This is a genomic window from Micromonospora sp. NPDC049580 (assembly GCF_040675595.1).
Classification (GTDB): Bacteria; Actinomycetota; Actinomycetes; order Mycobacteriales; family Micromonosporaceae; genus Micromonospora.
This window is the reverse complement of record NZ_JBFAPG010000166.1, coordinates 1-11,607: the sequence shown is the minus strand read 5'-3', so window position 1 is coordinate 11,607 and position 11,607 is coordinate 1. Positions and strand designations below refer to the sequence as shown.

The 11,607-nt window shown below is 71.9% G+C and carries 11 protein-coding genes; 9 read left to right on the top strand and 2 right to left on the bottom strand.

Translation table 11 applies throughout. The annotated features are described in order from the left end of the window. The first annotated feature begins 120 nt into the window (after window positions 1–120). The gene (locus AB0J68_RS15945; protein ID WP_354863210.1) at window positions 121–1,404 is read left to right on the top strand and encodes a thymidine phosphorylase; all 1,284 of its coding nucleotides are present in this window, start codon (window positions 121–123) and stop codon (window positions 1,402–1,404) included. A gap of 92 nt (window positions 1,405–1,496) precedes the next feature. Beyond that, window positions 1,497–2,177 carry a DUF4272 domain-containing protein gene (locus tag AB0J68_RS15940; RefSeq protein WP_354863209.1) on the top strand — a complete coding sequence of 227 codons (681 nt, stop codon included), beginning with the start codon at window positions 1,497–1,499 and terminating at the stop codon, window positions 2,175–2,177. A gap of 3 nt (window positions 2,178–2,180) precedes the next feature. Here AB0J68_RS15940 and AB0J68_RS15935 read toward each other — a convergent pair whose 3' ends face one another. After that, window positions 2,181–3,050: a putative RNA methyltransferase gene (locus AB0J68_RS15935; protein ID WP_363939095.1), complete on the bottom strand. Its 870-nt coding sequence runs from the start codon at window positions 3,048–3,050 to the stop codon at window positions 2,181–2,183. A gap of 263 nt (window positions 3,051–3,313) precedes the next feature. On the opposite strand from AB0J68_RS15935, the gene AB0J68_RS15930 reads away from it, so the two are divergent. The 3 genes from AB0J68_RS15930 (at window position 3,314) to AB0J68_RS15920 (ending at window position 5,547) form a co-directional block, all read left to right on the top strand. Beyond that, complete coding sequence (locus tag AB0J68_RS15930) at window positions 3,314–4,039, top strand: hypothetical protein (RefSeq protein ID WP_354863208.1); 726 nt, start codon at window positions 3,314–3,316, stop codon at window positions 4,037–4,039. A gap of 67 nt (window positions 4,040–4,106) precedes the next feature. After that, window positions 4,107–4,373: a hypothetical protein gene (locus tag AB0J68_RS15925; protein WP_354863207.1), complete on the top strand. Its 267-nt coding sequence runs from the start codon at window positions 4,107–4,109 to the stop codon at window positions 4,371–4,373. A 106-nt stretch (window positions 4,374–4,479) separates the two neighbouring features. After that, window positions 4,480–5,547, top strand: a complete 1,068-nt coding sequence (locus AB0J68_RS15920; protein WP_363939092.1) for an adenosine deaminase — start codon at window positions 4,480–4,482, stop codon at window positions 5,545–5,547. Between the two features lie 46 nt (window positions 5,548–5,593). Here AB0J68_RS15920 and AB0J68_RS15915 read toward each other — a convergent pair whose 3' ends face one another. After that, window positions 5,594–5,911, bottom strand: coding sequence for a hypothetical protein (locus AB0J68_RS15915; RefSeq protein WP_363939091.1), 318 nt, complete (start codon window positions 5,909–5,911; stop codon window positions 5,594–5,596). Window positions 5,912–6,413: 502 nt separating this feature from the next. On the opposite strand from AB0J68_RS15915, the gene AB0J68_RS15910 reads away from it, so the two are divergent. From AB0J68_RS15910 to AB0J68_RS15895, 4 genes are all read left to right on the top strand, one after another. Next, window positions 6,414–10,100 carry a nitrate- and nitrite sensing domain-containing protein gene (locus AB0J68_RS15910; RefSeq protein WP_363939089.1) on the top strand — a complete coding sequence of 1,229 codons (3,687 nt, stop codon included), beginning with the start codon at window positions 6,414–6,416 and terminating at the stop codon, window positions 10,098–10,100. Continuing rightward, window positions 10,097–10,501 (top strand): roadblock/LC7 domain-containing protein, encoded by a 405-nt coding sequence (locus AB0J68_RS15905; RefSeq protein ID WP_007455462.1) that lies wholly within the window; start codon window positions 10,097–10,099, stop codon window positions 10,499–10,501. Before AB0J68_RS15910 ends, AB0J68_RS15905 begins: the two co-directional genes overlap by 4 nt. Window positions 10,502–10,599: 98 nt before the next feature. Continuing rightward, complete coding sequence (locus AB0J68_RS15900; RefSeq protein WP_030329021.1) at window positions 10,600–10,977, top strand: DUF742 domain-containing protein; 378 nt, start codon at window positions 10,600–10,602, stop codon at window positions 10,975–10,977. A gap of 1 nt (window position 10,978) precedes the next feature. Continuing rightward, window positions 10,979–11,572, top strand: a complete 594-nt coding sequence (locus tag AB0J68_RS15895) for an ATP/GTP-binding protein (RefSeq protein WP_007455465.1) — start codon at window positions 10,979–10,981, stop codon at window positions 11,570–11,572. Window positions 11,573–11,607: the final 35 nt, after the last annotated feature.

Here is an 11,607-nt window from a genome sequence, read left to right as displayed (position 1 = left end):
CGACCGTGCCCGGCTCCGGGCGGTCAGGCTTGATCCCTCCGCCGGGCACGGTCGGCCCAATCCCTCGGTGCGGGCTGTCCGTGGGTCGGGATCTGCAACAGACGAGGAAAGATCATTCTGATGAGTAGTGGGTTTGCTGCTGTTGACGTTATTCGGGTGAAGCGGGACGGGGGTGTGCTGTCGGACGCGCAGATCGACTGGGTGCTGGACGCGTACACCCGGGGGGTTGTCGCCGACGAGCAGATGTCGGCGCTGGCCATGGCGATCCTGCTCAACGGCATGACCGGGCCGGAGATCGCCCGGTGGACCGCCGCGATGATCGCCAGCGGTGAGCGCCTCGACCTCTCGGCGGTCCGTCGCCCGACCGTCGACAAGCACTCCACGGGCGGTGTCGGTGACAAGATCACCCTGCCGCTCACCCCGCTGGTGGCCGCGTGCGGTGCCGCCGTTCCGCAGCTCAGCGGGCGCGGCCTCGGGCACACCGGCGGCACGCTGGACAAGCTGGAGTCCATTCCGGGCTGGCGGGCCTCGCTGAGCAACGACGAGTTCATCGCCCAGCTCGGTGATGTCGGCGCGGTGATCTGCGCGGCCGGCGCCGGGCTCGCTCCGGCCGACCGCAAGCTGTACGCGTTGCGCGACGTGACCGGCACCGTGGAGGCGATCCCGCTGATCGCCAGCTCGATCATGAGCAAGAAGATCGCCGAGGGCACCGGCGCGCTCGTCCTCGACGTGAAGGTCGGCTCGGGCGCGTTCATGAAGTCCGTCGACCAGGCCCGCGAGCTGGCCCGCACGATGGTCGAGCTGGGCGGTGCGCACGGCGTGCGGACGGTCGCCCTGCTCACCGACATGTCCACCCCGCTCGGCCTGGCCATCGGCAACGCGGTCGAGGTGACCGAGTCGGTCGAGGTGCTGGCCGGGGGTGGGCCGGCCGACGTGGTGGAGCTGACGCTCGCCTTGGCCCGGGAGATGCTCGACGCCGCCGGCCTGCCGGACGCCGACCCCGAGGCGGCGCTGCGCGACGGGCGGGCGATGGACTCCTGGCGGGCGATGATCCGCGCGCAGGGCGGCGACCCGGACGCGCCGATGCCGACCGCGCCGGAGGTCGAGGTGGTCCGCGCCGAGCAGGACGGGTACGTCGCGGCCGTCGACGCGTACGCCATGGGGGTTGCGGCCTGGCGGCTCGGCGCGGGCCGGGCCCGCAAGGAGGACCCGGTCAGCGTGCCGGCCGGGGTGGTGTTGCACAAGCGGCCGGGCGATCCGGTGCGGGTCGGGGACGCCCTCTACGAACTGCGTGCCGAGGACCCGTCGCGGATTCCGGCGGCCCTGGCGGAGGCAAGTCGCGCGGTGCACATTGCACCGACCGCGCCAACCGCGACGCCCCTGGTCATCGAGCGGATCGGCTGACCGGGGCGGAGGTCGGGGCGGCGTGGTGCCCGTCACCTGGGAGCGCTATTCTCGCAGGCCAAAGGCGTGGCGTGCAGACAGGAAGTTCTCCCGTGACCGTACCTGCCCCCGACCCGCGCGAGGTGCGCGAGGCGAGCCTGGACGAGCTGTCCCGGCTCGGCCTGCCGCTGCCGCCGGCCCAGTTCCCGCTCGTGTGGGAGCCGGGTGATGCGATCGAGCTGCGACCCAGGGCGGAGATCGAGGCGCGCATCGCCGTGCTGCACCTCATCCTGGCGCGCTGCTTCGGGATGCCCCCGCAGGCGGCGATGAGCTGGCTGCTCGGCTCGCACCTGGTCGAGATGGTCACCCCGCCGGAGTGGCAGTTCGTGATGGGCGGCAAGGGCGACCACCGGTCGTTCGTGCTGCACCACGACGCGCTCTTCGCGCTGGCCTGGGTGCTGGGGCTGAGCAAACAGCTCGATCCCACCCTGGCGGTGGACGAGCGGTTGGTCGAGCGGCTGCCGCACATCGCCGAGGGGGAGACCTTCGGCCGCTGGCAGTCCCGGATCCTCGCCGCGCCGCAGCACCCGGCCGACGCGGCGGCCCTGCTCGATCTGCACTACTGCCTGGACTGGGCTTACCTGGAGACCGAGCGGAGCGGCCGGCGGGCGCCGGGGCTGGTCGACGCCAACGCGATCGGGCAGCGACGCTGGGCGCTGGAGTGGGCGGTGATCCTGCGCGGGCCGTACCACGACGAGCCGCCGGGCTGGGAAGAGGTCGACCTCTCCACCTGAGCCTCAGCGGCGTCGGTAGGCGTCCAGCCGGACCGCCACGCGCACCCGGACCGGCTCGGGCAGCGCGGCCAGCCGTTCGGCGAGGGCGGTCGGGTTGGTGTGCCAGGCGCTCGGACCCATCCCGACCAGCGTGGCGACCTCCGGCCGGGTCAGGGCCAGCTCCGCGCGGTGCACCGTCGAGCTGACCGGCGTGAAGTGCCCGCCCAGGCTGGCGGCCACCCGGTCGGCCTTGTCCGGGTCGACCCGCAGCAGGTCGAGGGCGTCCACCAGTTCGGTGAGGTGGTCGGCGGCGGGCGTCACCACGAGCAGCGTGCCGGCCGGGTCGAGCACCCGGTGGAACTCCGCGCCGTTGCGCGGGGCGAACACGTTCAGCAGCACGGCCGTCGAGCCGTCCGCGAGGGGCAGCCGCTGCCAGGTGTCGGCGAGCGCCGCGGCCGCCCGGGGATGCGCCCGGGCCGCGCGACGCAGCGCCGGCTTGGAGACGTCCAGGGCCAGACCCACGGCGTCCGGCAGCGCCGCCAGCACCGCGCCGAGGTATCGGCCGGTGCCCGCGCCGGCATCCACCACCAGGGGGTACGCGTCGAGCGACGACACGTCGCGCAGGTGCTGCACGGCCTGCGTCGCGGCGGCGGCCAGGGCGTCCGAGACCGGGTCGTAGTGCCCGGCGGCGAGGAAGTCGGCCCGTGCGGCCACCATCTCGGCGCTGTCCCCGGAGTGCGGTGCGCGGCCGGCGAGCAGGTTGACGTACCCCTGCCGGGCCACGTCGAAGCTGTGCCCGCGCGGACACCGCAGCGCCCAGGCGGTGCCGGCGGTCGTCTCGGCCAGCGGTTCGCCGCAGACCGGGCAGCGCAGCCGGGCCGCCACTGGTGCCAGCGGGGTGGGTGCGGGGTCTGCCACCGCCAGATCCTATGTCGGGCCGAGAGTCGACGCGTGCTGCGTTGAGTGTCGGCCGGCCAACGGAGGTCGGTGAGCTGCGCGGTCAGCGCCGGACACGATGCCCGACATAACCAATCTGTCTATTAAATACTATTTCAACTTGATGAATAGCGAAATTACCGATGAGTCGTCGTGGTCGAACGAGATCCAATTAGCTTGCTAGCCTCCGCTCGTCATTACTTGAGACATGGGGGATGTACATGCGCATTGACCGCTCCTTAAGCCGAACGCTGCTCGCCGCATTTGTGGCTGGTGTCGCCGTGGTCGGCCTCTCCACCCCGGCATACGCCGAGGACGACGCCCACGCGACCGCCCTGGCGGCTGCCACCGCGGCTCTGCAGACGTCCGCGTCGAGCACGGGGCTGACCGTGGACTGGGCAATCCTAGCGACGCTGTCCACCGAGGAACTGCTTGCGATCCCGGAATCCGTCCCGACGGATCCGGACGGCATCGAGTTGCAGGATCCCGACCCGGTCGAGTCCGGCGCGCTCGGTCAGCCGCCGGCCGACTGGCCGACTCCGGACGGCGCGGGCTCCGCGTCCGGCGGCGATAGCTGCAAGACCAACGGCGCCACCCTCTATTTCAAGGGTGGGGTCACCAAGGCGAAGCTGTGGAGGTTCACCGAGTCCGTCTATTACTGCTACAACTACGGCAGGCGCACCATCACGCGCATCTCTACGCCGGACACCGCCGGTTACATCTACGGCCCGGGTCAGGTGCAGGGCTGGAAGTACCGTGGCGTCAGGAGCGGCCCGAACAACGTCAAGCACACCGATCTCTACGGGGTTTCCTACTACACCAGTTACGTGCAGGCGCAGTTCGAGCTCTGCACCGTGCGTCTGGCGTGCGTCGCCGAAAGTGACCCGTGGATCCGGCTCTACAGCTACCGCGACGGCTCGGTGCGGGCCGAAAAGGGCGGGGTGTGAGCGCGCTCCGGGATGCCTGACGCCGGACCGTCGTAGACTCGGAAAGACCGGGAAGAGGAGGGTGACGATGACCGCGGAACGCGTCGAGGTGCCGCCCCGATTGGATCGGCAGCGTCGGTTCACCGTGGTGGCCGTCTGCTGCGTCGTGCTCGCCACGTTGGTCGCCAGCGCACCCGGCGGTGCGGTCGTGTCCCTGGTCCTGTTCGTGCTGGCCGCTCGTCGGCAGGCACCGAGGGCGTTGCGGTGGAGCCTCGGCGTGAGCTCCGCCGTGCTGGCGGCGCTCAGCCTGCTCGTGCTGGCCGACGCCGGATTCGGCTTTACCGCTCTCGCATAGCGCGGCGGTGCGGGAGCCCGGCTGCCCGGGAGCCCGCACCGCTGGCGCGGGCGGCGGCAGCGGCACCACCGCCCGTATCCGGCTCAGGCATGACTAGGGTCGGAGCATGGCAATCCGGTACGAGGACATCGTCAAGGTCCCGAAGGCGCTGCTGCACGACCACCTCGACGGCGGGCTGCGGCCGGCGACGATCGTCGAGCTGGCCGCGGAGGTGGGGCACGAGCTGCCCACCACCGCCCCGGAGGCGCTCGGACGCTGGTTCGTCGAAGCCGCCGACTCCGGGTCGCTGGAGCGTTACCTGGAGACGTTCGCGCACACCGTGGCGGTCATGCAGACCGGGCCGGCGCTGCGCCGGGTGGCGCGGGAGTGCGCGCTGGACCTGGCCGCCGACGGGGTCGTCTACGCCGAGGTGCGCTTCGCCCCCGAGCAGCACCTGGAACGGGACCTGAGCCTGGACGAGGTGGTCGAGGCCGTGCTGGCCGGGTTCGCCGAGGGCACCGCCCAGGCCGTCGAGGCCGGCCTGACCATCCGGGTGGGCACCCTGCTCACCGCCATGCGGCACGCGGCGCGCTCACAGGAGATCGCCGAGTTGGCCGTGCGGCACCGCGACGCGGGGGTGGTCGGCTTCGACATCGCCGGCGCCGAGGCGGGCTTCCCGCCCACCCGGCACCTGGACGCCTTCGAATACCTGCAGCGCGAGAACTTCCACTTCACCATCCACGCCGGTGAGGCGTTCGGGCTTCCGTCGATCTGGCAGGCGATCCAGTGGTGCGGCGCGGACCGGCTCGGTCACGGCGTACGGATCGTGGACGACATCGCCCCCGACGGCGCGCTGGGCCGGCTGGCCGCGTACGTGCGGGACAAGCGGATCCCGTTGGAGCTCTGCCCCTCGTCGAACGTACAGACCGGCGCGGTGGCCTCGATCGCCGACCATCCGATCGGGCTCCTGCGCGACCTGCGGTTCCGGGCCACCGTCAACACCGACAACCGGCTGATGAGCGGCACCTCCATGTCGCGGGAGATGTCGCTGCTGGTGGAGACCTTCGGCTACGGCTGGCGCGAGCTGCAGTGGTTCACCATCAACGCGATGAAGAGCGCCTTCATCCCGTTCGACGAGCGACTGCGGATCATCGACGAGGTGATCAAGCCGGCGTACGCCAAGCTGCTGCCCTGAGGGCGCCTCAGCCCTGCGGGTGGCCTCCTCGGCTCTGCGGGCGCCCTCAGCCCCGCGGGTGGCCTTCGCGGCCGTGCGGGTGGTGGCCGGCGAGCAGGCCGGCCACCCGGCGCAGCACCTCCCGGGCTCGGGCCGCCTCGGCGCCCAGCCCCATCTGCCGGCGCAGCACCGCGGGCTCCGCCCGCAGCAGGGCCACCCCGCGCCGGAGGAGCACCCGGGGCGCCTTGCGCTGCTCGGACAGGTCGCGGGCCAGCCGGCGCAGGAAGGTCGCCCCGCGCGGACGGCGCAGCGCGTACGCCCCGGCGAGCAGCCCGCGGCGGCGGCACTCCTCGACGATCTCGGCGGCGAAAATCCCTTCGGCCACGAAAAGTGGCGATCCGTCGACATCAAATGGCCGGGTGGCCACCCGTCGATCCGCGCCGATCGCATAAACCGGCACATCGGCACGGCCCTCGCGGGCGAGTCGAGCAATCGTTTCGACGGCGGTCAGGGCGTCCCAGGACTGCGGTGATTCCCAATCGACCTGGCCGTTTCGGCGCGGCAACGTAGGGTCATCGCCGTCCTTGTAGAAGTCGTCCAAACACAGCACCGGCAACCCGGTTTGCTGCGCTATGTACGACTTTCCGGAGCCTGAGGGGCCGGCGAGCAGGACAACGCGGTGGGGATGTTCCATTACCTTCAGTTACTCCGGCCAGACGGACTGCTATCAAATCGCATCAACATCTCATCACACCTTCGGCCGGTGACAACCTGGGCTTTCTTCTTGCCGACCGGCGTGATGGAATCTCGGGGGTCCGACCCGCCGGGTCGGTCGCTGGGCGTTGCCCGGGGCAACGCGTTCAAGCTGTAATCGCGAGGGCGGTGACGTGAGCAAACGGCCAAAGACGGCGGGCTCCTTCCTGTCGCGGCTGCGCCGGCCGGCCAGTCGGCTTCGGGACATGCCGATCTGGTCCAAGCTCGGTCTCATCATGATCGTGCCGACCATCGCCACGGTCGTCGTGGGCACCAGTGGTCTCGTCGACCACCTGGACACGCTCAACAATGCCAACCGAGCCGGCGACCTGGCCAACCTGTCGAGCTATTCGGGTGACCTGGTCGACACGCTGCAGGACGAGCGGACCACCGCCGTGCTGCTGCTGCAGGCCACGGGGACGCAGCCGAAGGCGCAGTACCAGGAGGCCTACAACCGGGTCAACTCCCGGGTCGACCAGGCGACGGGCCCGTACCGGCAGCAACGGGGCGACGTCGAGGACCTGCCGGGCAGCCTCGAGGGTCTGCTCGACGGCATCGACCAGAACCTGCAGGAGCTGCCGGGCGTCCGCAGTCAGGTGTTCAACGGCAAGCTGAAGCTCGCCGAGGCCATCCAGGCGTACGAGGGTCTGATCAACGACCTGCTCGCCATCCGTGACTCGGCCACCCAGCTCGCCGGCGACAACGACCTGAGCGACCGGATGCGCGCCGCCGCGGCGGTCGCCCGGGAGAAGGAGTTCCTCGCCGTCCGCCGGGTCGTCGTCCACCGCGCGCTGGGCGTGCAGGGCGGCCAGCGGCTGACCCCGGCGCTGCGCACCGACTACATCGCCAGCGGCACCGGCCAGCAGCAGGCTCTGCAGAGCTTCAAGGCGGTCGCGAGCCCCGACGAGGCGAAGTACCACGACCAGACGGTCGCCGGCGGTGACCGCCGCGAGGCGCAGAACTACACCGGCTGGATCGACGGCAACACCACCGGCGACATGCGTGGCGCCCCGTTCGGCCCCGACCAGTGGGACTCGGCCATGACGGCCAACGCCAAGCTGATCCGCGCCGTCGAGACGAAGCTCGACGGGGACGTGGTCGCCGAGGCCGACAACCTGCGCTCGGACGTCCAGCGCCAGGTGTTCCTGGAGACCGGCCTGCTGCTCAGCATGCTGCTGCTGGCCATCCTCTTCGCGTACCTGGTCGCCCGCTCGATGGCCCGTTCGCTGCGTGAGCTGCGTCAGGGCGCCCTCTCCGTCGCCCAGTACGGGCTGCCGCAGGCGGTGGCCCGACTCCGTGACCCGCAGGTCGTCGGGCAGCTCTCCCCGGTGCAGCTGGCCAACCAGATCGCCGAGCCGCTGCCGGTCCGCAGCAAGGACGAGTTCGGCCAGGTGACCGAGGCGTTCAACGCCGTTCACCTGGAAGCCGTCCGGACGGCCGCCGAGCAGGCGGCCCTGCGCGCCTCCGTCGCGACCATGTTCGTCAACCTGGCCCGTCGTTCGCAGATCCTGGTCGACCGCCTCATCGGGCACCTCGACCGACTGGAGCGCGGCGAGGAGGACCCGGACCGGCTGGCCGAGCTGTTCCAGCTCGACCACCTGGCCACCCGGATGCGCCGCAACGACGAGAACCTGCTCGTCCTCGCGGGCGCCGACTCCACCCGCGTGCAGCGTGAGCCGGCCGCGCTCATCGACGTGCTGCGCGCGGCGCAGTCCGAGGTCGAGCACTACACCCGGATCGAGTTCGGGGTCATCGACCGCGACATCGAGGTCGCCGCGCACGCGGTCAATGATCTGGTGCACCTCATCGCCGAGCTGTTCGACAACGCCACCGCGTTCTCCCCTCCGGACTCGCAGGTCATGGTCGAGGCCCGCCGGGTCGGTGACCGCGCCTCGCTGTACGTGGAGGACCGCGGCATCGGCATCAGCCGCGAGCAGCTGCACGAGCTCAACGACAAGCTCGCGACGCCGCCGCAGGTGGACGTGGCTGTCTCCCGGATGATGGGCCTGGTCGTGGTCGCCCGCCTGGCGTCGCGGCACGGCGTCCGCGTCGAGCTGCGCCCCGGCGCCGACCGCGGCACGGTCGCCGACGTGACCCTGCCCACCTCGGTGCTGGTGCCCCGCGCGCTCGCCGGCCGGGTGCAGCAGCCGCCGGCCCTGCCCGCGGCCGGCCCGCAGCACGGTGGACCCGCGCCGGTCCTCGGCGCGCTGCCCGCGCTGGGCAACGGAGCCCGCCCCGGCGAGTCCGGCAACCAGGTCACCCTGGGCGGCCGGCCGTTCGACCCGGCCTCGCGCAACGGCGCCGGCACGCCCGCCAACACCGGTGCGTACCGTTCGATGCCCGCCTGGTCGGACCTGACCGGCGCGAGCGCGAGCAACGGGGTCAACGGCGGCGACGGGTACATGCCCCGGACGGCCAACGGCCAGCCCATCGACCCGCTGCCGCAGCGGCGGGCCGGCGACGAGCCGACGACCACCGGCCAGCAGCCGGCCATTCCCCGGCAGTTGCCCAGCAGCCCGGAGGTGCACCCGTACTCCGCGCCGCCGGTCTCCGCGCAGCCCTACTCCGGTGCGCCGGTCTCCGCCTCGCCGGCGTCCGGTCAGCCGTACTCCGGTCAGCCGTACTCCGGTCAGCCCTACTCGGGTGCGCCGTACGGCAGCCCGCCGGTGTCCGCCGCTCCGGCCTCCGGCCAGCCGTACGCCGGTCCGCCGGTGTCCGCGTCGCCGGTCTCGGCCTCCCCGGCGTCCGGTCAGCCGTACTCGGCGCCGCCGGCCTCCGGCCAGTCGTTCAGCGGCTTCACGCCCCGGTCCGCCCCGCCCGCTCCGGCGCCCAGCGCCCCGGCGCCGCCGGCCTGGCCGCCGGTGCCCGGCGGCGAGCGGGACACGCAGACCCCGCCGGTGCCCGAGCGGCTCGCCGCCGCCCTGGACATGACGACGGAGCTGCCCCGGGTGCCGCGCCCCGGCGACCAGCCGAGCACCGCGGCCCAGCCGCCGGCTCCGGCGCCCCAGGCTCAGCAGGCCCGCGCCCCGCAGGCTCCGGCTCAGCAGGCTCAGCAGGCTCCGGCCCCGCAGGCCCAGGCTCAGCAGGCCCAGGCGTCGCGTCCGCCGGCGCAGACCCGCCCGGCACCGCAGCAGCCGCAGGCCCAGAACCGCCAGCGGTACGCGGACGAGACCATGGAGCTGCCGATCTTCCGGGAGCTCGAGTCCGCCTGGTTCCGTACCCGCCGTCCGGGTCCGGAGGAGGCCGCGGCCGGCGACAAGCCGGCGGCGAACGGCGGTGGCGGTGACGCGACCCAGCAGTTCGCGGCGGTCGAGGCCACCGGTCGGGCAGTCCACAAGACATCACCCGGGACGACAGGTAACACGCCGATGGCAGACACTCCGACGGCCGGAGGAGCGCCGCAGGACAACGGGTCGACAGCGAACGGGGGCGCACGCCCCGGCCTCGCCGAGAGCCTGCCGAACCGCCGGCCCCAATCGCAGACCAACGGCTGGCAGACCGCCGCCGACGACGGCTGGCGTGCCGCCTCGGCAGCGGCCACGGCGGCGCCGGTCAACGAGACCACCACGACCGGTCTGCCGAAGCGCAAGCCGATGGCGCAGCTGGTGCCGGGCGCGGTGGAGAAGCCCACCACCTCGGTCCAGCGACGTTCCCCGGAGGCGGTCCGTGGCCTGCTCTCCGCCTACCACCGGGGCGTGCAGCGAGGGCGTAGCACCTCGGACAACCCGACCAGCCCGGAGGCGACTCCGGGAGGGCAGCAATCCTCGCAGTCTGGCTCAGGCCCAGCGGCCGGGAGCGGGCAGAAGGAGCAAGAAGGATGACAACTACGCAGGATCTTGGTTGGCTGCTGGCCAACTTCGCCGACCGGGTGCCCGGTGTCGCACATGCGGTCGCCGTCTCGGCGGACGGCCTGCTCCTCGCGTCGTCACGGGACCTGCCGCGGGACCGGGCAGACCAGCTCGCCGCGATCGCGTCCGGTCTGGTCAGCCTCACCCAGGGGGCAGCCCGCTGCTTCGAGGGAGGCGCGGTGCTCCAGACCGTCGTGGAGATGGACAATGGCTTCCTGTTCCTGATGTCCATCTCGGATGGTTCGTCCTTCGCCGTGCTGGCGGCCCGCAGCTCCGACGTCGGGCAGGTCGGCTACGAGATGGCACTACTGGTCGACCGGGTGGGCGACGCCCTGACCCCGCAGCCGCGTGCGGCCGCGGGCATGCTGGGCTGACGCCTCGCCGATCGTGTGGTCGGCGCAACTGAAACGACAAGAACGACGAGTTCCACCGGTGGGAGCCGGTACGGGGTGCGAAGGAGGTGAGCGGCGACATGGCCGATCGTGACGAACCGACCGGAGCGTTGGTCCGTCCATACGCCGTGACCCGTGGTCGAACCCGTCCCCGGCTCGACATCGCGCTGGAGGCGCTCGTCGAGACGACGGTGCGCGGTCGGGCCGCTGCCAATGGCAACGGCGGCCAGGGCCGCGAACACCAGTACATCGCCGCGCTGTGTGACGGACGCGTGCAATCGCTCGCCGAGATCGCGGCGCGGATGCAGCTCCCGCTCGGTGTGGCCCGGGTGCTCATCGCCGACATGGCGACGGACGGCCTGGTCGCGGTCCACGAGCCGACCATCCTGGACGACTCCGACGACGCGGTGGGCACTGAACTGCTGGAGAGGGTGCTGAGTGGACTTCGCAGGCTCTGACATGTCGCACCGCCCACCGAACCCGAGTGGGCGCGTGACGTCGGCGAAGATCGTTATCGCCGGTGGATTCGGCGTCGGTAAGACGACGCTGGTCGGCTCGGTCTCGGAGATCACGCCGCTGACCACCGAGGCCATCATGACCTCCGCTGGCGTGGGCGTCGACGACACCCGGCAGGTGCCGGGCAAGACGACGACCACGGTGGCCATGGACTTCGGCCGGATCTCGATCGACCGTGACCTGATCCTGTACCTGTTCGGTACGCCGGGTCAGACCCGATTCTGGTTCATGTGGGACGAACTGGTGCGGGGCGCGATCGGCGCGGTCGTGCTGGTGGACACCCGCCGGCTGGCCGACTGCTTCGCGGCGATCGACTTCTTCGAGCACCGGCGGCTGCCGTACCTGGTGGCCATCAACTGCTTCGACGGGATGCAGTACCACGACCCGCAGGACGTCCGGGACGCCTTGGCGATCTCGAGCGACGTGCCGGTCGTGGCCTGCGACGCCCGTAACCGGGAGTCGACGAAGCACGTGCTGATCTCGCTGGTCGAGTACGTGCTCACCATGCGCCGTACGCGCGCCGTCGCCCCGGCCTGATCGGGACGCTCTCGCGCCCGGTGGTGGCCCTGGCC